At 74.9% G+C, this 18242-nt stretch carries 15 protein-coding genes; 11 read left to right on the forward strand and 4 right to left on the reverse strand.

Translation table 11 applies throughout. The annotated features are described in order from the left end of the window. Window positions 1-6: 6 nt before the first annotated feature. Both ACWEPX_RS02020 and ACWEPX_RS02025 read right to left on the reverse strand, forming a co-directional pair. Complete coding sequence (locus ACWEPX_RS02020; protein WP_451895196.1) at window positions 7-1800, reverse strand: thiamine pyrophosphate-requiring protein; 1794 nt, start codon at window positions 1798-1800, stop codon at window positions 7-9. A gap of 396 nt (window positions 1801-2196) precedes the next feature. Beyond that, the gene (locus ACWEPX_RS02025; RefSeq protein WP_451895263.1) at window positions 2197-3291 is read right to left on the reverse strand and encodes a carboxylate-amine ligase; all 1095 of its coding nucleotides are present in this window, start codon (window positions 3289-3291) and stop codon (window positions 2197-2199) included. 161 nt (window positions 3292-3452) lie between these two features. Between ACWEPX_RS02025 and ACWEPX_RS02030 the strand changes: the two genes are divergently transcribed. Continuing rightward, window positions 3453-4256, forward strand: coding sequence for an SAM-dependent methyltransferase (locus ACWEPX_RS02030; RefSeq protein ID WP_451895197.1), 804 nt, complete (start codon window positions 3453-3455; stop codon window positions 4254-4256). Window positions 4257-4362: 106 nt separating this feature from the next. Then, window positions 4363-4704, forward strand: a complete 342-nt coding sequence (locus ACWEPX_RS02035) for a hypothetical protein (RefSeq protein ID WP_451895198.1) — start codon at window positions 4363-4365, stop codon at window positions 4702-4704. Between the two features lie 6 nt (window positions 4705-4710). Here ACWEPX_RS02035 and ACWEPX_RS02040 read toward each other — a convergent pair whose 3' ends face one another. Continuing rightward, window positions 4711-5265, reverse strand: a complete 555-nt coding sequence (locus ACWEPX_RS02040) for a hypothetical protein (RefSeq protein ID WP_451895199.1) — start codon at window positions 5263-5265, stop codon at window positions 4711-4713. A gap of 72 nt (window positions 5266-5337) precedes the next feature. Then, window positions 5338-6567 (reverse strand): GNAT family N-acetyltransferase, encoded by a 1230-nt coding sequence (locus tag ACWEPX_RS02045; protein WP_451895200.1) that lies wholly within the window; start codon window positions 6565-6567, stop codon window positions 5338-5340. Window positions 6568-6842: 275 nt separating this feature from the next. On the opposite strand from ACWEPX_RS02045, the gene ACWEPX_RS02050 reads away from it, so the two are divergent. From ACWEPX_RS02050 to ACWEPX_RS02090, 9 genes are read left to right on the forward strand one after another with little or no spacing between them, the layout of a single operon-like run. Further along, the gene (locus ACWEPX_RS02050) at window positions 6843-9698 is read left to right on the forward strand and encodes an aminotransferase class V-fold PLP-dependent enzyme (RefSeq protein ID WP_451895201.1); all 2856 of its coding nucleotides are present in this window, start codon (window positions 6843-6845) and stop codon (window positions 9696-9698) included. Beyond that, window positions 9695-11011, forward strand: coding sequence for a cytochrome P450 (locus ACWEPX_RS02055; protein WP_451895202.1), 1317 nt, complete (start codon window positions 9695-9697; stop codon window positions 11009-11011). The genes ACWEPX_RS02050 and ACWEPX_RS02055 overlap by 4 nt, the downstream gene beginning before the upstream one ends. Next, a complete protein-coding gene (locus tag ACWEPX_RS02060; RefSeq protein ID WP_451895203.1) occupies window positions 11008-12474 on the forward strand; it encodes an anthranilate synthase component I family protein in 1467 nt (488 codons plus the stop codon). Before ACWEPX_RS02055 ends, ACWEPX_RS02060 begins: the two co-directional genes overlap by 4 nt. Then, a complete protein-coding gene (locus tag ACWEPX_RS02065; protein WP_451895204.1) occupies window positions 12471-13040 on the forward strand; it encodes an anthranilate synthase component II in 570 nt (189 codons plus the stop codon). Before ACWEPX_RS02060 ends, ACWEPX_RS02065 begins: the two co-directional genes overlap by 4 nt. Then, complete coding sequence (gene trpD, locus ACWEPX_RS02070; protein ID WP_451895205.1) at window positions 13037-14062, forward strand: anthranilate phosphoribosyltransferase; 1026 nt, start codon at window positions 13037-13039, stop codon at window positions 14060-14062. Before ACWEPX_RS02065 ends, trpD begins: the two co-directional genes overlap by 4 nt. Next, complete coding sequence (gene trpC, locus ACWEPX_RS02075; RefSeq protein ID WP_451895206.1) at window positions 14059-14850, forward strand: indole-3-glycerol phosphate synthase TrpC; 792 nt, start codon at window positions 14059-14061, stop codon at window positions 14848-14850. The genes trpD and trpC overlap by 4 nt, the downstream gene beginning before the upstream one ends. Beyond that, a complete protein-coding gene (gene trpB / locus ACWEPX_RS02080; RefSeq protein WP_451895207.1) occupies window positions 14847-16061 on the forward strand; it encodes a tryptophan synthase subunit beta in 1215 nt (404 codons plus the stop codon). The genes trpC and trpB overlap by 4 nt, the downstream gene beginning before the upstream one ends. After that, the gene (gene trpA, locus ACWEPX_RS02085; protein WP_451895208.1) at window positions 16058-16837 is read left to right on the forward strand and encodes a tryptophan synthase subunit alpha; all 780 of its coding nucleotides are present in this window, start codon (window positions 16058-16060) and stop codon (window positions 16835-16837) included. Before trpB ends, trpA begins: the two co-directional genes overlap by 4 nt. Next, a complete protein-coding gene (locus ACWEPX_RS02090; protein WP_451895209.1) occupies window positions 16828-18219 on the forward strand; it encodes a class II 3-deoxy-7-phosphoheptulonate synthase in 1392 nt (463 codons plus the stop codon). The genes trpA and ACWEPX_RS02090 overlap by 10 nt, the downstream gene beginning before the upstream one ends. Window positions 18220-18242: the final 23 nt, after the last annotated feature.

The raw sequence follows: 18242 nt of genomic DNA on the forward strand, positions 1-18242 counted from the left end.
CCGGCGTCAGGGCGAGCGGTGCGGCAGGGCCTCCTGGAGCTTCGTCTTCAGGCCTTGGACGATCATGTGCCAGGCTTCCGGGTCGCCCTTGAGGACAGCTTCGGCCGCGGACTTCGCCTGGTCGAAGGTGGCGTGGGGCGGGATGGGCGGGACCTCGGGGTCGCAGCGGACGTCCAGCAGGGCTGGGCCGTCGGCGGACAGGGCGCGGTCCCACGCCGGGCCGAGCTGGTCGGGGTCGTCGACCGCGATGGCGACGAAGCCGAGGCTGGCGGCGAAGTCGGCGTAGGAGATGTCGGGCAGGACCTGGGACTCCTCGAACTTGGGCGCGCCGCCCATCCCCCGCAGCTCCCAGGTCACCTGGTTGAGGTCGTTGTTGTGGAAGACGCAGATGACGCAGCGCGGGTCCGACCACAGCGAGCGGTAGCGGGCGATGGTGATCAGCTCGGCCAGCCCGTTCATCTGCATGGCCCCGTCGCCGACCAGCGCGATCACCGGGCGGTCCGGGCAGGCGAACTTCGCGCCGATCGCGTACGGCACGGCGGGGCCCATGGTGGCCAGCGTGCCGGACAGCGAGCCGCGCATGCGGCCGCGCAGCTTCAGCTGGCGGGCGTACCAGTTGGTGCCCGAGCCGGAGTCGGCGGTGACGATCGCGTCCTCGGGGATCCGGGCGGACAGCTCCGACACCACGCGCATCGGGTTGACCGGCTTGGCCCCGAGCTTGGCCTGCATGTCCATCGTCTCCCACCAGCGGGCGACGTTCTGCTCGACCGTCGAGCGCCAGGTCCGGTCCGCCTTGTGCTCCAGCCGAGGCAGTAGCGCGGCCAGCGTGGCGCGGGCGTCGCCGACGAGGTTCACCTCCGTCGGGTAGCGCATGCCGATGAGGCTGCCGTCGATATCGATCTGCACCGCGCGGGCCTGGCCGAACTCGGGCAGGAACTGGGAGTACGGGAAGTTGGAGCCGACGATCAGCAGGGTGTCGCAGTCGCGCATCAGCTCGTAGCTGGGCCGGGTGCCCAGCAGGCCGATCGAGCCGGTCACGTAGGGCAGGTCGTCGGGCAGGACGTCCTTGCCCAGCAGGGCCTTGGCCACGCCCGCGCCGGTGCGCTCGGCGACCTCGCGGACCTCAGCCGCGGCCGACCGGGCCCCCTGGCCGATCAGGATCGCCACCCGCTCCCCCGCGTTGAGCACCTCCGCCGCCCTGGCGATCTCGTCGTCCGGCGGGCGCACCTCGGCCCACACCGCGCTCGGCGGGCTCGACGGCACCTGCTTGAAGGCGTGCTCCGGGGCGTGGTACCGCTCCTCCTGCAGGTCGGAGGGGATGATCACGGCCGTGGGCGCGCGCCTGGCCAGCGCGGTGCGGATGGCCCGGTCGATGGCGTTGGGCAACTGCTCCGCGGCGTTGACCTCGACGAGGTACTCGCTGGCCACGTCCTGGAACAACGCCTGCAGGTTCACCTCCTGCTGGTAGTTCCCACCCATCGCCGTGCGCGCGGTCTGCCCGACGATGGCGACGACCGGGACGTGGTCGAGCTTGGCGTCGTAGAGCCCGTTCAGCAGGTGGATCGCGCCCGGCCCGCTGGTCGCCATGCACACCCCGACCTTGCCGGAGAACTTCGCGTACCCCACCGCCTGGAACGCCGACATCTCCTCATGCCGCGCCTGCACGAACCGCGGCCGGTTCCCCGCAGCCCCGAACGCGGCCACGATCCCGTTGATGCCGTCCCCCGGATAGGCGAACACCTGCTCGACACCCCACTCGCGCAACCGCCGCAGCAGGAAGTCACCGACTGTCTCGGCCACGCCCACGCCTCCTCGCCATCGATGCAATCCGGCGACCGGCTACCCCGCGCTTCCCGTCTCACACCCGTATTGCCCCGATGGGGGTGGGGATCAGCGGGCGCTGGTCGAGTGCGCGCGGGGTGGCTTTGCCGGACGGGTCGGCCATGGCGGTCCGGCCGCTGGGACGGCCACTGGGGCCACGGACTGGACAGTGGCCAGGGCTGGGCCCGTCGTGGCCGGGTGCCGAGGTCGGGCGGGCGCGGCGCTGTGTGGGGGAAGCGGCCGGAGCCGAGGTGGGCGCGCGGTGCGGGGGCAGTGGCGGGAGCGGGCGCGTCGCCGGAAGGCCGCGGGTCAGGTGGGTTGGGCTGGCGGGGATTGGGCTGGCTGGAGTGGGTGCGGTTGTTGGGAGGTGGTGGGTCAGGTGGGGGTGGGGGTTGGGGTGGTGCGGCGGGTGAGGTGGTGGACGACTTCGGGGAGGTTGTGGTGGTGGAGGTGGGTTGTGCGTTGGTGGTTGGCGCCGGTGCCGTGGGTGGTGAGGCGGGTTAGGGCGGTGGTGATGGTGGGCCAGTCGCCGAAGTGGGTGAGGGTGGGGTGGAGGTGGTGGGCCAGTTGGTGGGCCAGGGTGGTGGCGGGGGTCAGGCGGCCGGTGCGGGGGTGGGGGATCTGGCCGGTGAGGCCGTCGCGGGCGGCTCGCCAGTAGGCGGCGCGCAGGAGGGGGTCGGCGAGGGGTGGGCCGGGGTCGCCTGCGCGGACTCGGGTGTGGGCGGTGTGGACCAGGGCGCGGATGAGGGCGGCGATGGCGGCGGCGTCGCGGGGGTCGGTGGTGGTGTCCATCGCGCGGATCTCGATGGTGGGCAGGTGGGCGCTGGGGCGCACGTCCCAGAACAGGGTGCCCGCGTCGACGCAGGCGCCCGATTCGACCAGGGCCGCGGCGAGGGCGTCGTAGGCGGCGGCGTCGGCGAAGTAGGGCGGCGGGCCCGCCTGGGGCCACTGGGCCGCCACGACCGTGCGCCAGCTCGCGTAGCCGGTGTCGCGGCCCCGCCAGAACGGGGAGTTCGCGGCCAGGGCGACCAGCAGCGGCAGCCAGGGGCGCAGGTGGTTGCCGACGAGGATCGCGTCCTCGCGGTCGGGCAGCTGCACGTGGACGTGGAGGGCGGACAGGGCGTAGTCGTCGGCCATCCCCCGGTAGGCGCGGATGCCCGCCCGGTGGCGGGGGTCGTCGCGGATGGGGACCGGGCCGGGCGGCTGGATGACCGGCGTGCCCGACGCGGCGATGCGCAGGCCCTCCGCGCGGGCGGCGTCGGCCAGGCCCGCGCGGACCCGGAGCAGCTGGGCCTCCACCTCGCCCGGCGTCGAGCACGGCGGGGTCTTGCCCTCGACCTGGTACTCGGTGAACTCCCCGGACACCAGGTCGCCCAGCACCGCGCGGGCGCGCCGCAAGACGCGCGAGCCCGCCGCGACGACGCAGCCGCTGTCGGGGTCGACGAGGAAGAACTCCTCCTCCACGCCCATCGGCACCACGGGCCGCCCCTTCCGCCGGAGGACCGCTACCCGGAAGTGTCACCCCGACCCCGGCCCGCCGCCGGTCCGGCGTCCCCCACAGGGGCGGCCCGCCATGCGGTGCTCCCCCGCCTGCGCCACCGTGGGCGGACACCGGAGGAAGGGGACCGGCCATGACGGGGACGCGCCAGCAGGTGCCCTGGTGGCACGAGGACGGCGGGTTCTTCGGCGACCTGTACCGGGAAGCCGACCACTCGATGCACACCTTCTTCGCAGGCGACGCGAACAACGTCGCCCGCACCGAGCACGAGGTGGAGGGCGTCCTGCGCCTGTGCGGGCTGGGCGGCGGCGACAGCGTGCTGGACTGCCCCTGCGGCTACGGCCGCCACAGCATCGCGCTGGCCCGGCGCGGCCTGCACGTCACCGGGGTGGACATCAACCGCCAGTTCCTGGCGACCGCCCGGGCCGCGGGCCGGGAGTGCCCCACCCTGCGCTTCCTGCGCGCGGACATGCGCGAGCTGCCGCCGCTGGGGCCGGTGGACGCCGTGGTCAACCTGTTCTACTCGTTCGGGTTCTTCTCCCCCGAGGAGGACCTGGGCGTCCTGCGCGGCTTCCTGCGGTGCCTCAAGCCGGGCGGCCGCTTCCTGATGCACACCATCGTCACCGTCCCCGCCCTGCTCAGCGGCCGCATCCCGGCGGTGGAGACCCGGCCGCTGGCCGGGGGCAGGCGGCTGACCATCCACCGGCGGCTGAACCGGGAGACGATGCGCGAGGAGGGCCGCTGGACGGTCACCGGCCCCGACGGCGACCAGCGCACCACCTCCCAGTACGACGTGCGGATCTACCACGCCGAGGAGTTCGCCGACCTGTGCCGGGCCGCGGGGTTCGCCGAGGTGCGCCTCCACGGCGGCTGGGGCGGCGACGAGCCCTACCGCGACGACTCGCCCTCGCTGATCGTCCTGGCCGCCCGCGGATAGCGATCACACCATCGAGTGCCCGCATGGCACGTGGTCGAGCCGTTCTCGATGATGGGTCGAGCAATGTCCGCCAGAGATGGAGGGTTTCGTGCGTACGGTGCCTCGTTTGATCACCGCTGGTGTCCTCTCCGTGCCGTTGTTCGTCGCCGCGGCCGGGGTCGCCGCTGCCGACGACGGCGCCGCCCGGCCCGCGTCGGCCACCTTCGCGCAGTCGAGCGCGGTCGCGGATGCCAGCGGCGCGTCGCGGCAGCTGACCGCCAGCGGTGTGGACGAGCTGGGCAACACGTACTTCTACGAGGTGCTGCTCGTCGCCGGGCCGGACGGCGCAGGCTCGATCAGCACCACCGCGCTGGCCACGCCCACCAGCGCCCTCTTCCACCAGCACCACACGCACGCCGGTCCGCAGGGCGCCAACTCGTTCCAGACGTCGTCGGGCGCGGGCGGCTGAGGGCGCTCAGGGGCGGCCGGGGCGGTCGACGCACAGGTCCAGCGGGGACGGCGTGGACGAGCCCGGAGCGCCCACCGGGCAGAGCGCGGGGGTGAGCACGCACCACGGGCTGTCGTCCTCGCTGCTCATCAGCAGGACCAGGTCGGCGGGCACGGGCTCGCTGATCGTCAGCGTCGCCTTGGCGACGTCGGTGTACTCGGCCACGGCCAGGACGGTCGCCTTGCCCAGGGCCGCCCACTCGTCGCCGAGCGCCACCTCGTCCGGATAGCAGGTGTAGGAGGCGAACGCGGCCTTGTCGCCGTTGCTGAGCGCGGTGGCGACGAGGTCCGCGGTCCCCTGCGCCGAATCGCGCGGGTCCTCGGGCTGGGCGAGGACCACGATCCCAGCCACGACCGCCGCCACGACCACGGCGAGCCCGGCGTACCAGACCCACGGCCGCATCGCCTGCGGGGCAGGGCGCGGCGCGGGCGGGGTGGTTGGCACGTACCCCGGCGGGAGCTGGGGCTCCTCCGGCTCCGGGGAGTCGTCGCCGGGGGTGTCGTGTGATCGTTTCGGGCTCACGCGCGCCATCCCACCACAGAGCGCGCCCGCCCCGGGGCGGATCGCTGATCCTGTACTCGGTTGGCCGACGCCTCAGCCCTTGCCGAACGAGCGCGGGATGCGGCGCGGTAGGAGGGAGCGCAGCTCGGCGGCTGCGGAAGCGGGGATGTCGCCGAGGCCGCGGACCACGACGTCCTGCGGGTCGAGGACGCCGTAGGCGAGGCCGGACAGCCCGGCGGCGGTCAGGACCGCGCCTTCCCCGGTTCCCCCGGTGACCTGGAGCGTCCCGGTGGCGCCGTCGAGCAGGTACCGGCCTGCGAGGAGGTCGTCGTCGACCACCTCGACCGCCACCCGGCCCGGGCCGCAGCGGGCGCCGTGCAGGGCGTGGACGGAGAGCAGCCGGGCCATGAGCGGCGGCGCGGTCGGGTAGGCGACCTCGGCCTCGGTGCGCACGGGCAGGCCGCCCACCCAGGTCTCGGGGTGCTCGTCGGGGGCCACCGGGATCTCGATGCGGGTGACCTGGTGGGCGTGCTGGGCGAGGAAGCGCAGGAGCAGCGCCCGGCCGAGCGCGTCGGCGCTGAGCAGCTCGTCGGCGATGAGGGATCCGCCGTAGCCGTCGATGCGGTAGACCAGGGTGCCGACCACCTCGCCGTCGACGGTCGCGGTGGCCAGCCAGCGGTTGGCGGGGTCGAGCACGCGGGCGGCGCGGTAGTCGGGGGTGTAGGTGAAGCCGTGCCACCGCGACAGCAGGCTCCGCTGGAACGCGCGGTAGTCGGCGAAGCCGTCCTGGATGCCCTGCCAGCGCACCTCCCCGGGCAGCGCGGCGTCCAGCAGGGGCGCCAGACCTTCCGGGGCGAACGTCGCCGTGCGGTTGCTCGGCAGGCCGATGTAGCCGAGCTTGTCGTAGAAGGACGGGTGGAACGGGAAGAGCGTGGCCAGCCGGTGTCCTCTGTCGACCATGTCGCTGTGGAGCCTGCGCATCAACCGTCTGCTGTGCCCCTGCCTGCGGGCGGCGGGATGCGTTGCCACCCAGGCGATCCCGGCCATCGGGACAATGGCCCCGCGGAGGTTCTGCAACGCCGGGAACGCCGCGGCGGTGGCGACCGTGCGCTCACCGTCCTCGACGACGAGGGTGTGGTTGCCCGTGTGGTAGGGCAGCAGGCGTCGCAGGCCCTCCACCGCGTCGGGGGTGGTGGTCTGGTCGAAGGCGTACGGGTAGAGGGTGAACGCGGTGCGCAGCCGCTCGTCCCCGGAGACCTCGCGGATCGGGAGCTCGGCGGCCGACGGGCGCTGGACCTGGGCGGGAGGGCTGGTCGCGGTCACGTCGGCCTCCGGTGGCTCGGTGCTCCCATGACCCCATCACAACCGCGGGCCGAATTGATCGGCAGGGTTGATCGGGCGAGCGAATCAACGTTGCGGCGATCGGCCCACGCGCGCGTCCGACCGGGTGGCTGCCCGCGCGTCCGCCCAGCGTGACCGGTGCGGGCGACCTGCGCCGGGAGAGGCAGCGGAGAGTGCCGCGAGAGGCGGCGTTCCTAGCGTCGTCCGGGAGATCCGCGGCGCACGCGGACGGACCTGACGGACGGGAGGAGGCGCTGATGTCGGAGACCGCGGGATTGTCCGCGACGGTGGTCGGCGCCGGGCCGGTCGCCTGCTTGGTGGCGATCGGCCTGCGCGCGCAGTCGTTCGAGGTGGACCTCTACGAACGGGGGCCCGACGTCCGGCGGGCCCAGGGGGTGCGGGGGCACTCGTTCAACCTCACCCTCACCAAGCGGGGTCTCGGGTCGCTCGACCGCGCCGTGGTGGACCTGCTGTACGCCAACGGCGTCCCCATGCCGCAGCGGGTCATCCACGCGCGGGACGGCAAGGTGTCCTACCAGCCCTACAGCCTCGACCCCGAGCACCACCTGTTATCCATCCCGCGCACCCTGCTGCACCGCATCCTGCTGGACGAGGCGGAGAAGGCGGGGGCGCGCATCCACTTCCAGCACGACTGCGTGGCGGTCGACCCGGTCGCCGGGGCCGCCACGTTCGTCGCCGACGGGATCGTGCGGGTGACCAGCGACCTGCTCGTCGGCTGCGACGGGGCGAACAGCACGGTGCGGCACGAGGTCTCCCGCCGCGGCTCGCGGATGACCATCCACCAGGAGTACGTCCGGGACGGGTTCGTGGAGATCGTCGTCCCGGCCGCCGCGGACGGCGGGCACGCGCTGCTGCAGCAGCTGCGCGACCCGGCCCGCCCGCAGAGCCGCGAGCACGGCCTGCACGTGTGGCCGCGCGGGGACTTCATGATGCTCGCCCAGCCCAACGTGAACGGCACCTACACCGCCGGGCTGTGGATGCCGATGACCGCTGACGGCGAGGCCCCAGATTGGCGCAAGCTCACCGGCCGGTCCGATGTGGAGGCGCTGTTCGCCACCCACTTCACCGACCTGGTGCCGCTGGCCCCCGGCTACGCCGATGACGTGCTGCGCTTCCCGCCCGCCCCGCTGAAGACGATCCGGTGCAGCCCGCACCACTTCGGCCGGACGGTGCTGCTCGGCGACTCGGCGCACACCCTGGTGCCGTACTTCGGGCAGGGCATCAACTGCAGCTTCGAGGACGTGCGGACGTTCCTGGCCCTGCTGGAGGCCAACCGGCGCCGGATGGACGGGCAGTCCGCGATCGCGGCGACGCTGCCGGAGTACACGCGGCTGCGCAACCCGGCCGGGGACGCCATCGCCGATCTGTCGCTGGCAATGGCGCGCGAGCTCAAGCAGCGCTCCGGCGACCCGGGGTTCCAGGCGCGCACCGCTCTGGAGAAGGCGCTGCACGCCGCCCACCCCGACCTGTACGTGCCGCTCTACCACGCGGTGGCGTTCACCGAGACGCCCTACCACGAGGTCGTGGCCCGGCACCGCAGGCAGCGGGCCGTGCTCGACGAGCTGTGCCGCCGCTACGACCCGCGGACCGACGCGGACCTCATCATCGGCGAGTACGCGGCCGTGCTCGGCGGCGGCGCGGCGGTCCCCGAGCCGCGCCGCGAGGACGACCGGGTGCGGGCCAGCGCCACCCTCGACATCGGCCCGGCCCAGCAGCGCAGCCTGCTCGACGCGGTGGCCGCCCGGCTGGCCGATTACCACGAGGCGCTGGCCAAGCGGAACTTCCCGGCCTCCTACCCGCCCCGGCCGACCGCGGGCCCCAGCCCGCTGCCGCGGCACGGCGTGGACCTCGACACCCTGCTCGACGAGCTGTTCGACGCGGCGATGCCGCAGGGCATGATGCACGCGCATCCGGGCTTCCTGGCCCACGTCCCCTCCGGTGGGCTGTTCCAGGGCGCGGTCGGGGAGTTCCTGGCCCGCTCGCTCAACCGCTTCGCCGGGGCGTGGGCGGCCGCGCCCGGCTTCGCCAGGATCGAGACCGACGTCATCGACTGGTTCTGCCGGATCATGGGCTACGGGCCCGGCTCCTTCGGCTACCTGACCACCGGCGGCTCCATCGCCAACTTCATGGCGCTGCGCTGCGCGCTGGAGCGGCTGCCGGAGCGCGAGCGCCACCGCGCCCGGGTGTACGTCTCCGACCAGGGCCACTTCTCGGTCGCCAAGGCCGCGCGCCTGGCCGGGCTGCCCGCCGACCGGGTGGTCGTGGTGCCCACCGGCCCGGACTACCGGATGGACGTCGCCGCGCTGCGGGCCGCGGTCGCCGCGGACGTGCGCGACGGCATCCCGCCCGGGTGCGTGGTGGCCACGGCGGGCACGACCAACACCGGCGCGGTCGACGACATCGAGCAGTTGGCCGCCGTCGCCGCGGAGTTCGGGGTGTGGCTGCACGTGGACGCCTGCTTCGGCGGCTTCTTCCGGCTCACCCGCCGCGGGCGGGAGCTGCTGGCGGGCACCGGCCAGGCGGACTCGATCGCGGTGGACGCGCACAAGTCGCTGTTCCTGCCGCACGGCAGCTCCGCCCTGCTGGTGCGGGACAAGGCGAGCCTGCGGGCGGCGTTCGCCATCCCCGGCGCGGCCTACATCCCGGAGCTGTCCAGCGACGAGGACACCGCGGACTTCATGAACTACGGCCCGGAGGTGACCCGGGAGTTCCGGGGCCTGACCGCCTGGCTGCCGCTGCGGCTGCACGGCGCTGGCGCGTTCGAGCGCGGGCTGGACCACAAGCTCGACCTGGCCGACGAGCTGGCCACCCGGCTGGCCGCGGTGCCCGGGCTGGCCGTGGTCGGGCGCGGCCGTCCGCACCTGCCGACGGTGGCCTTCCGGGCGCACGACTCGGACGCGGCGACCGCGGCGCTGTGCGAGCGGGTGTGCGAGCGCGGCAACGTCTACGTCGCCACCTCCGTGCTGCCCCGCGAAGGCGCCGTCGTGCGCGCGTGCCTGACCCACCACCTGACCGACGAGATGGTCGTCGACCAGTTCATCGAGGACGTGCAGGTGGCCCTGCCGCGACTGGAGAAGGAGACCACGTCATGACCACCGCGACGCTGCGCGGCCTGCCGCCGGGGCCGGAGAAGCCGGTGCCCGAGCAGCTCGCCGAGTTCGAGGCCGACCCGTTCGGCTGCGTGGAGCGGATGGCCGGCGCCTACGGGGAGCTGTTCACCCTGCGCCTGGGCGGGCTCGGCAACGAGGACGTCGTCGACGTCGAGCACAACGGCGCCTGGGTCTTCCTGACCCGCCCCGACCAGCTGCGGACCATGTACGCCCCCGGGCCCGCCACCTCCGGCGCGCTGGCCAACCAGCTGTTCTTCGGCACGATGGAGGAGTCCGTCGGCTACATCGACGGCGCGCTGCACCGCCGCAGGCGCAGCCAGCTGCACCCGGCGTTCAGCGGCGCCCGCGACTACGCGGGCATCATCGCCGCCGCGGTGGACGAGCACGTGGCGCGCTGGCCGCGCGGGCGGCGGTTCGACCTGTTCACCGCCCTGCAGGCGCTCACCAGCGACATCATCACCGAGGTCGTGTGCGGCGGGATGCCCGCGCCGGTGAAGGCCGAGCTGGCGGCGATGCTGCCGCGGATGGAGAACGCCCGCTACGGCCGCGACGAGATCATCGCCGCGGACCAGGAGATCCGGGCCTACCTCGACGAGGTGCTCGACGGGCACCGGGAGCGCTGCGCCGCGGCCGGGGTGGACGACGTGAGCGCGGCCCTGCAGCGGCACGCCGCCGACGGCGACGCGGCGCTGACCGACGAGGTCGTGCGCGACGAGGTGTTCAGCCTGCTCTACACCGGGTTCTCCACCACCGCCAACACGCTGTCGTGGGCGTTCCTGGAGGTGCTGCGGGACGAGCGGGTCCAGGCCCGGCTGGCCGAGGAGATCGGCGACCGGTTCGCCCGGCGGCCGCTCCCCGCCGAGGGGCTGCGCGGGCTGGACTACACCGACGCCGTGCTGTCCGAGGCGCTGCGGCTGCACCCGGTCTCGGCGCTCAACGGCGTGCGGATGGTCGTCGAGCCGGTGGTGATCGACGGGCACGAGCTGCCGCCGGGGACGGTCCTGGTGCACTGCGCCCACCTCATCCAGCGCGACCCGCGCAACTACGACGACCCGCTGGCGTTCCGGCCGGAGCGGTTCCTCGGCGCGCCCGCCGACCCGTACCTGTTCGGCGCGTTCGGTGGCGGGGCGCGCATGTGCGTCGGGCGCGGCTACGCGCGGGCGGAGATGCGGCTGGTCCTGGCGATGGTCCTGGCGGCGGTGGACCTGCGCGCGGTCGGCCCGGTGCCGCCCGCCAAGCAGCAGGGCATCTTCATGGCGCCCGAGCGCGCCGACTGCGTCGTGGTGGACCGATGACCGCCGTCCACCACCCCGCCCTGGCCACCGACGCGGCGCTGCCCGGCCCCGCCGAGGTCGCCGAGCTGGCCGCGCACTACGAGTGGGTGCCGGTGTTCCGGGAGTTCCTGGTCGACGGGCTGACCCCGACCGCGGCGTTCGAGCGGCTGTGCGGGCCGCAGGACACCGGGTTCCTGCTGGAGAGCGTGCCGGTGGGCGGCGACGTCGGGCGCTACTCCTACCTCGGCCACCGGCCCGCGCCCGTGCCGCTGCCCGACGGCGACCCGCTGCCGACGCTGGCCCGCATCGCCGGGCGGTCGGTGGCCCCGGTCGCCGGGCTGCCGCCGTTCCACGGCGGCGCGGTGGGCTACCTGGGCTACGAGGTCGCCCGGCACTTCGAGCGGATACCGCGGGCCGCCGGGCCGGGGCCGGACCTGCCGGAGGCGGCCTTCCTGGCCGTGGAGGACCTGGTGGTGTTCGACCACGCCACCCGGTCGATCGTGCTGGTGACGCTGCACCGGCCCGCCCATGAGCCCTACGAGGCCGCGCTGGCCCGGCTGGCGGAGATGCGCGAGCGGCTGGTCGCCGAGCCGCCGCAGGCCCGGCTGACCGCGGCGGGGTCGCGCGCGGGCGCTCTCGGCCCCGACGACGGCTGGGCGGCCAACACCACGCAGGCGGAGTTCGAGGAGCGGGTGCGCCGGGCGCGCGAGCACATCGCGGCGGGCGACGCCTTCCAGATCGTGCTGTCCCAGCGGTTCACCCGGCCGCTGCGGGTGGCCCCCGCGGAGCTGTACCGGCACCTGCGGGCGGTCAACCCGTCGCCGTACCTGTACCACCTGAGCCTCGGCGGTGGCAGGCACATCATCGGCGCCTCCCCCGAGCTGCTGGTGCGCGCCGACGGGCGGACCGTGCGGACCCGGCCGCTGGCGGGCACCCGGGCACGCGGGGCCGACCCCGACGGGGACCTGGCCCTGGAGCAGGACCTGCTGGCCGACAGCAAGGAGCGCGCCGAGCACGTGATGCTGGTCGACCTCGGCCGCCACGACATCAGCCGGGTGTGCGTGCCGGGCACGGTGCGGGTCGAGCGGCTGATGGAGGTCGAGCGGTTCTCCCACGTGATGCACCTGTCGTCCACTGTGGCCGGTGAGCTGCGCGAGGGCGCGACCCCGCTGGACGCGCTGCGCGCCGCCTTCCCGGCCGGGACGCTCAGCGGCGCGCCGAAGATCCGGGCCATGCAGATCATCGCCGAGCTGGAGCCCGACCGGCGCGGGGTGTACGGCGGCGCGCTGGGCTGCGCCGGGTTCGGCGGGCTGGTGGACTTCGCCATCGGCCTGCGCACCCTCGTGGTGGCCGACGGGATGGTCCACGTGCAGGCCGGGGCGGGCGTGGTCGCCGACTCCGACCCCACCACCGAGTACCTGGAGACCCTGCACAAGGCGAACGCGCTGTTCACCGCCGTCCGCTGCGCCGAGGAGGCGCGATGAGCAGGCGGGTGGCCGTGGTCGACAACTACGACTCCTTCACCTACAACCTCGTGCACTACCTGGCCGAGCACGGCGCCGAGGTCACCGTGCGACGCAACGACGAGACCACGGTGGACGAGCTGGCTGAGCACGACCTGCTGGTGATCTCCCCCGGCCCGGGCGCGCCCGAGGAGGCCGGGGTGTCGGTGGCCGCGGTCCGCGAGCTGACCGGGCGGATGCCGGTGCTGGGGGTGTGCCTGGGCCACCAGAGCATCGCCCGCGCCTTCGGCGCGCGGGTGGTGCGGGGGGCGCCGACGCACGGCAAGACCTCCGCGGTCGCCCACGACGGCAGCGGGGTGCTGGCCGGGCTGCCGAGCCCGTTCGGCGCGACCCGCTACCACTCCCTGGTGGTGGACCCGGCGTCGCTGCCCGCCGAGCTGGCGGCGACGGCGTGGACCGACGACGGGGTGGTCATGGCGCTGCGGCACCGGGACCACCCGACCTATGGCGTGCAGTTCCACCCCGAGTCGGTGCTCACCGAGGTCGGCAAGCGACTGGTGGCGAACTTCCTGGAGGCCGTTCCGTGATCGAACAGCTGCGCGCGCTGGCCAAGGGCCGCGCGCTCGACGAGGACGAGGCCGCGGCGGCGATGCGGTCGATCGTGTCCGGCGCGGCGGACCCGCTGCGGGTCGCCGGGTTCGCCGTGGCGCTGGCCGCCCGCGGCGAGACCGTGCCCGAGATCGTCGGCCTGGCCCGCGCCGTGCGCGAGGCCGCGGTGCCGGTCGACGCGCCCGCCGACCTGCTGGACACCTGCGGGACCGGCGGGGACGGGTCCGGCACCTTCAACATCTCCACCGCGGCGGCGATCGTGGCCGCCGCGTGCGGGGTCCCGGTGGCCAAGCACGGCAACCGGGCCGCGTCGTCGTCGTGCGGCAGCGCGGACGTGCTGGACGAGCTGGGCGTGCGCATCGATCTGGGGCCGGAGGCGGCGATGGCGTGCCTGGCCGAGGTCGGGATCGCGTTCCTGTTCGCGCCGCTGTACCACCCGGGGCTGGCGCACGTCGCCCCGGTGCGCAGGGCGCTGGGCGTGCGCACGGTGTTCAACCTGCTCGGCCCGCTGGTCAACCCGGCGCGCGCGAGCTACCAGGTGCTCGGGGTCGCCGAGGCGCGCCTGGTCGCGCCGCTGGCCGAGGCGCTGGCCCGGCTCGGCGCGCGGCGGGCGATGGTGTTCCACTCCGCCGACGGGATGGACGAGCTGAGTACTGGCGCGCCCGCCGACGTGGTCGAGGTGGTCGACGGGCAGACCCGCGCCCACCGGTTCGACCCGGCCCGGCTGGGCCTGCGACCTGCCGCGCCCGCCGCGCTGCGCGGGGGCGACCGCGCCGCCAACGCCGCGATCGTGCGGGCCGTGCTCGACGGCGCGCCCGGCCCCGCCGCCGACGTGGTCGCCCTCAACGCCGCGGCCGCGCTGCGCACGGTCGGCCGCGCCGACGGCTGGGGCGAGGCGCTGGCCGAGGCCCGGGCCGCGCTGGCCGACGGGCGCGCGCGGGCGGTCCTCGACGCCTGGGTGGCGGTGTCCGCCCGCGAGCTGACCAGGGGTGCGGCATGACCGGCGCGGGGCTGCTCGACCGGCTCGTGCAGCAGGCGCGGGCGCAGACCGACCGGCGGCGGGCCGCGGTGCCCGAGGCCGAGCTGGTCCGCCGGGCCGCGGACGGCCCGCCGCCGCGGGACTTCACCGCGGCGCTGCTGGCCCCCGGGCTGTCGGTGATCGCCGAGGTCAAGCGGGCCAGCCCGGTCAAGGGCCCGCTGACGGCGGACTTCCGGCCGGTGGACCAGGCGCTGGCCTACCAGCACGGCGGGGCGGCGGCGCTGTCGGTGCTCACCCACGAGACCGGCTTCGGCGGCGCGCCCGAGCACCTGGCCGAGATCCGCTCGCGCTGCGCGCTGCCGCTGCTGCGCAAGGACTTCGTGGTCGAGGACTACCAGGTCTACGAGGCCCGCGCGATCGGGGCCGACGCCGTGCTGCTCATCGTCTCCGCCCTCGCCGCGCCCCGGCTCGCCGAGCTGATCGGCCTGGTCGAGTCGCTGGGCATGGCCGCCCTGGTCGAGGTGCACGGCCCGGGCGAGGCCGAGGCGGCGGTCGCCGCGGGCGCGACGCTCATCGGCGTCAACCACCGCGACCTGCGCACCTTCACCATCGACATGGATCTCACCGCGCGCCTGGCCCCGCTGGTCAAGCCGGGCCGCGTCCTGGTCGCCGAGAGCGGGGTGCGCACCGCGGCCGAGGCGGCGGCGCTGCGCGCCGCGGGCGCCGACGCGGTCCTGATCGGCGAGGCGCTCATGCGCGCCGACGACCCGGCGGCGCTGGTCGCCGCCCTGGGAGGGGTGGACCGGTGATCGAATCGCGGTTCGGCCGCTTCGGCGGCCGCTACGTGCCCGAGACGCTGATGGCGGCGCTGGACGAGCTCGCCGCGACCTGGTCGGCGGCCAGGGAGGACCCGGAGTACTGGCTGGAGCTGCACCGCCACCAGGGGGAGTTCGTCGGCAGGCCGACGCCGCTGTACTTCGCCGAGCGGCTGACCGACGAGCACGGCGGGGCGAAGATCCACTTCAAGCGCGAGGACCTGTGCCACACCGGCGCGCACAAGCTCAACAACGCGCTCGGCCAGGTGCTGCTGGCCATCCGGATGGGCAAGCGGCGGATCATCGCCGAGACCGGGGCCGGTCAGCACGGCGTGGCCACGGCCACCGCGTGCGCCCGCTTCGGGCTGCCGTGCGTGGTCTACATGGGCGCCGAGGACGTGCGCCGCCAGGAGGTCAACGTCCGGCGGATGCGCCTGCTGGGCGCCCAAGTCCACCCGGTGGAGGCGGGGTCGGGGACGCTGAAGGACGCGACCTCCGAGGCGATCCGGGACTGGGTGGCCAACGTCGGCGACACCCACTACGTCATCGGCTCGGCCGTGGGGCCCGCGCCCTACCCGGCGCTGGTGCGCGACCTGCAGCGGGTCATCGGCGACGAGGCGCGCGAGCAGTACCTGGCCGCGGAGCGGCGGCTGCCCGACGCGGTGGTGGCCTGCGTCGGCGGCGGCTCCAACGCGATCGGCATGTTCAGCGCCTTCCTCGGCGACGCGGGGGTGGCCCTGGTCGGCGTCGAGGCGGGCGGGCGCGGGGTGTCCGGTGTGGAGCACGCCGCCGCCGCGGTCGCGGGCAGCGCGGGCGTGCTGCACGGCAGCATGAGCCGGATCCTGCAGGACGGGGTCGGGCTCATCCGGCCCACCCACTCGGTGGCCGCGGGCCTGGACTACCCCGGCGTCGGGCCCGAGCACGCGATGCTCGCCGAGACCGGGCGGGCCAGCTACGTGGCCGTGGACGACGCCGACGCGATCGCCGCGTTCCGCCGGTGCACCGCGCTGGAGGGGATCATGCCCGCGCTGGAGACCGCGCACGCCCTGCACCACGCGGGCGTCCTGGCCCGCGAGCTGGGCCCGGGCGGGCGGGTCCTCGTCTGCTTCTCCGGCCGCGGGGACAAGGACATGCACAGCGTCGACGAGTACACCGCCGAGCACGCAGCCGACCACTCAGCCGAGCACGAGGAGGCCCACCGATGACCACGACCGAGCAGCTCGGCCGCTCCGGCGCGCGGCTGCGCGGCGACCGCGTGTCGGTCGTGCCCTACCTGATGGCCGGGCACCCGGACCTGGCCACCACCCGGGAGCTGGGCAAGCGCCTGGCCGCGGCCGGGGTCGGCGCGATCGAGCTGGGCGTGCCGCACAACGACCCGCTCGCCGACGGCCCGGTGATCCAGCGGGCCGCGCAGCGGGCGCTCGACGGCGGCACGACGCTGGAGGGCTGCCTGGAGGCCGCGGCCGACATCGCCGCGGAGGGCGCGGCCCCGGTGGTGCTGATGACCTACGTCAACCCGGTGCTCGCCCACGGCGTCGAGCGCTTCGCCAGGGACGCCGCCGAGTGCGGGGTAGCCGGGGTGATCGTGCCGGACCTGCCGGTCGAGGAGGCCGAGCCGCTGGCCGCCGCGCTGCGGGCCCGCGGGGTCGACCCGGTGCTGCTGGTCGCGCCGACCAGCCCGCCCGAGCGGGTCGCGGCGGTGTGCGCGGCGTCCAGCGGGTTCGTCTACTGCGTGACCATCGCGGGCACCACCGGCAGCCGCGCGGCCCTGCCCCCGGGGGTGCGGTCGCTGCTGGCCGCCGTGCGCGCCCGCACCGACCTGCCGGTGGCCGCCGGGTTCGGCATCTCCCGGCCCGAGCACGTCCGCGACCTGGCAGGCCACGCCGACGCCGCCGTGGTCGGCAGCGCCCTCGTCGCGGCGGTCGACCGCGGCGAGGACCCGACATCCCTGGTGAAGGAGCTGGTGACAGCATGCGACTGAAGGACAAGAGCGCGGTCCGCCACCGGGCGCCCGCGGCGTGGTCCCCGGACTCCTGGCGCGGCCTGCCGATCGCCCAGCAGCCGACCTGGCCGGACCAGCGGCGGCTGGAGCAGGTGCTCGACGAGCTGGCCCTGCTGCCGCCGCTGGTGCTGCCCGGCGAGGTCGACGAGCTGGGGGCGGCCTTGGCGAAGGTCGCCACCGGGCAGGCGTTCCTGCTCCAGGCCGGGGACTGCGCCGAGCGGTTCTCCTCGTGCACCGAGGACGGCGTGCGCAGCAAGCTGCGAGTCATCCTGCAGGTGGCGATCCTGCTGACCTACGGCTCCGGGCTGCCGGTGGTGAAGGTGGGGCGGATCGCGGGCCAGTTCGGCAAGCCGCGGTCGAGCCCGGTCGAGGTGGTCGACGGCGTGGAGCTGCCGGTGTTCCGCGGGGACATCGTCAACGACGCCGCCCCCGACCGCGCCGCCCGCACCCCCGACGCCGAGCGGCTGCTGCGCGCCTACCACCACGCCTCGGCCACGCTCAACGTCCTGCGGGCGCTGACCAAGGAGGGGTTCGCCGACCTGGGCCAGGTGCACGCCTGGAACCAGGAGTTCGTGCGGCGCAGCCCGGCCGGGCAGCACTACGAGTCCGCGGCCCGCGACATCACCTGGGCGCTGCGGTTCATGTCCGCCTGCGGCGCCGACGTGGAGGGGTCGTCGGCGCTGCACCAGACCCAGCTGCACACCTCGCACGAGGCGCTGCTGCCCGCCTTCGAGCAGGCCCTCACCCGGCACCGGCCGGACACCGGCTCCTGGTACGGCACCAGCGCCCACCTGCTCTGGATCGGCGACCGCACGCGCGCCATCGACGGCGCGCACGTGGAGTTCCTCTCCGGCCTGGCCAACCCGATCGGCGTCAAGCTCGGCCCGTCGACCAGCCCGGACGAGCTGGTGGCGCTGTGCGAGAAGCTCGACCCCGAGCACGTGCCCGGGCGCCTGGTGCTGATCAGCCGGTTGGGCGCGGACAAGGTCACCGACCTGCTGCCGCCGCTGGTGCGGGCGGTGGAGTTCACCGGTCGCCGGGTGGTGTGGGCCTGCGACCCGATGCACGGCAACACCTTCCGCTCGGCCAGCGGCTACAAGACGCGGCGGCTGGTCGACATCGCCCGGGAGATCAGCGGCTTCTTCGCCGTGCACCGGGCCGAGGGCACCGTGCCCGGCGGCATCCACCTGGAGCTGACCGGCGACGACGTGACCGAGTGCCTGGGCGGGGCCGACGAGGTCCTGGACAACCACCTGGGCCGCAGGTACGAGACCGCGTGCGACCCGCGGCTCAACGCCAGCCAGTCCATCGAGCTGGCCTTCCGGGTGGCCGAGCTGCTCCGCGAGCACCACAGCCAGTGACGCGGCAGGCCCCTCCCGGCGCG

This window comes from Actinokineospora sp. NPDC004072 (assembly GCF_053604195.1).

Excerpts from the sequence above, each read along its gene's own strand:
- ACWEPX_RS02025 (WP_451895263.1), bottom strand. The coding sequence starts at position 3,291 with ATGGGCGTGGAGGAGGAGTTCTTCCTCGTCGACCCCGACAGCGGCTGC.
- ACWEPX_RS02030 (WP_451895197.1), top strand. The coding sequence starts at position 3,453 with ATGACGGGGACGCGCCAGCAGGTGCCCTGGTGGCACGAGGACGGCGGG.
- ACWEPX_RS02050 (WP_451895201.1), top strand. The coding sequence starts at position 6,843 with ATGTCGGAGACCGCGGGATTGTCCGCGACGGTGGTCGGCGCCGGGCCG.
- ACWEPX_RS02055 (WP_451895202.1), top strand. The coding sequence starts at position 9,695 with ATGACCACCGCGACGCTGCGCGGCCTGCCGCCGGGGCCGGAGAAGCCG.
- ACWEPX_RS02060 (WP_451895203.1), top strand. The coding sequence starts at position 11,008 with ATGACCGCCGTCCACCACCCCGCCCTGGCCACCGACGCGGCGCTGCCC.
- ACWEPX_RS02065 (WP_451895204.1), top strand. The coding sequence starts at position 12,471 with ATGAGCAGGCGGGTGGCCGTGGTCGACAACTACGACTCCTTCACCTAC.
- trpC (WP_451895206.1), top strand. The coding sequence starts at position 14,059 with ATGACCGGCGCGGGGCTGCTCGACCGGCTCGTGCAGCAGGCGCGGGCG.
- trpA (WP_451895208.1), top strand. The coding sequence starts at position 16,058 with ATGACCACGACCGAGCAGCTCGGCCGCTCCGGCGCGCGGCTGCGCGGC.
- ACWEPX_RS02090 (WP_451895209.1), top strand. The coding sequence starts at position 16,828 with ATGCGACTGAAGGACAAGAGCGCGGTCCGCCACCGGGCGCCCGCGGCG.